General features: G+C 48.0%; 2 protein-coding genes. One reads left to right on the top strand and one right to left on the bottom strand.

Annotated elements, in window-relative coordinates; genetic code table 11:
* Positions 1 to 64 precede the first annotated feature (64 nt).
* Positions 65 to 454 carry a hypothetical protein gene (locus VN105_RS02125; protein WP_325637456.1) on the top strand — a complete coding sequence of 130 codons (390 nt, stop codon included), beginning with the start codon at positions 65 to 67 and terminating at the stop codon, positions 452 to 454.
* A gap of 71 nt (positions 455 to 525) precedes the next feature.
* On the opposite strand, the gene VN105_RS02120 is transcribed toward VN105_RS02125, so the two are convergent.
* Positions 526 to 1,998, bottom strand: a complete 1,473-nt coding sequence (locus VN105_RS02120) for a RagB/SusD family nutrient uptake outer membrane protein (RefSeq protein WP_325637454.1) — start codon at positions 1,996 to 1,998, stop codon at positions 526 to 528.
* Positions 1,999 to 2,099 lie beyond the last annotated feature (101 nt).

Below are 2,099 nucleotides of genomic sequence, written 5' to 3'. Positions count from 1 at the left end.
CTTTTTTTAATCACAAACGAATGAAGAAAAAATTTTACACGGATACCAGAGCGCGCCCGGCACCATGTTGGTGGATAACAGCCAGACATTGTTCTTTGGCGGCGATTTGGACAATCCTTTTACTTCAAACATTGCCGATGGTGTAAGATCGCTGTATGCCGGCAACCCATATGGGTTTATGGATGGAACGCTCACCGCTGCACAGTTCAGCAGCATCACGGGAATGCCCCGTAATGCAGTAACCGGGGAAATGTATGTAGCAGATAGCCATGCTATCAGGTCGATAACCGATAGCCGGGTAAGCGGATCGCTGGCTGGAAGGGGGAGCAGTCCTGTAAGCGGCTACGATAACGGAACATTGTATAATGCCATTAACGGCATCTGTGTGGATAAAGAAAGAAATATTTATATAGTAGAGCGCCATGGAAAAACAGTGAGGAAAGTAGTACCATAATAAACACATCACCGCAATGAAAAAGGGGCCGACCAGTAAACCTGGCCAGCCCCTTCTTTATGAAGTACCCCTTAATACCCCGGGTTCTGTTTCATATTAGGATTACGTTCCACTTCTGCGTTAGGCAACGGGAAAATAACGTAATCGTCGTTCCATGGCTGTTCATCAATACCGCCATGAGCAGGTATATTGCGATGTGTTCTCAGGAAGTCAAATTCGCCATGTCCTTCGAAGGCCAGCTCTATCCTGCGTTCTGTGAGGATATCGTTGATCAGCGCCGCCTGTGTGAGTGGAGCCAGTACTTTTGCCTTGGCTCTTGTTCTGATGGCGTTGAGCAGGATGATGGCTTGCGGATCGGCTACTGCAGGGCTTAACCTGGCTAATGCCTCTGCTTTGATCAGCATAATTTCTGCCAGGCGTACTACAGGTACCCAGGCATCCACGGTGCTGTTACCAAAGAATTTCTTTGTATAGAAAGCCGTGGTATCACCGTTGCTGATGGCATAAGTGAACAGCGGTTTGGCACGCAGATCGGTGAAGCGGTCGAAGTTGGGCAGCGTCAGGTAGGTTTGGCTGATAGTGATATCACCCCGGCCGGAACTGCCGTAGTGCTGACCAATGGCGTTGTTGGTGTTGGGGTTATCGCCGGAGGTCATTGCTACGGAGAAAATACGTTCCATGGAACTCTGGTAGTTGCCGGAAGACCATACATCTGCGGGGGTGGCATCGAGTTCATATCCACGGGATGATAACAGTACGCTATCGGCAAAATCACGGGCTTTGGCCCAGTTGCCTTCATACAGGTAGATGCGTGACAAGAGCGCATGTGCAGCGCCTTTGGTAGCTCTGGCGCGATCGTTATAGTCGTCACCCGTAGTAACAGGCAATGCTGCAGCTGCTTCGGTGAGGTCTTTGATCATCTGGTCATATACTTCTTTTACCGTATTGCGTGGCACTTTATTTTTCGGATCAATAGCTTCACCACCGTCTTTCGCAGCAGTGAGGATCAGGGGAACACCCAAATGACCCGCATCGGCCTGGAATGTATAGGTTTGTGCGTAAGTATTTACCAGGAAGAAATAAGTAAGCGCCCGGATAAATTTGGCTTCCGCATAATAGCCAGCGGCCACCTGGGCGCCCACTACGCTTTCATGCTCTTTCAGGTTCTGTGAAAAATAATTGGCTTCAAAAATGGTCCGGTATCCGCCCGACCAGCAGTTGAACGCATACACATTATTGGAAAGCATGTTGAAGGTAGGCACATTGCCGAAGTACGAGGCAATGTTTACGTCAACAGATCTTACATCAGAATAAATGAGCACACGGCCGCCAAAGAACTCTGCATTTTGCAGGGCGTCATACATGCCGATAGCCGACTTTTCAATCCTTTCCGGTGTACTGAACGCTTCTTCCGGCGTTAGCTTGGAAAAGGGGATCTGGTCATTTACTTTAGAGCAGGAAAACAATACCGAAGAGGCGATGGCGCCAATCACCAGGCTGATATTTGTTTTTCTCCGGAAGTTCGGTTTATATTTTAATTCCATAATTCAGTTTTTTAATCGCTAACAATTAGAATCCAACATTTAAGCCCAGCATGAATATTCTTGGCAAAGGCATACCCCTGTTATCAGTACCGTAATTGATA

The sequence above is a fragment of the Chitinophaga sp. genome, from assembly GCF_035564935.1.
Lineage (GTDB): Bacteria > Bacteroidota > Bacteroidia > Chitinophagales > Chitinophagaceae > Chitinophaga.
This window is presented reverse-complemented; position numbering and strand designations above follow the sequence as displayed.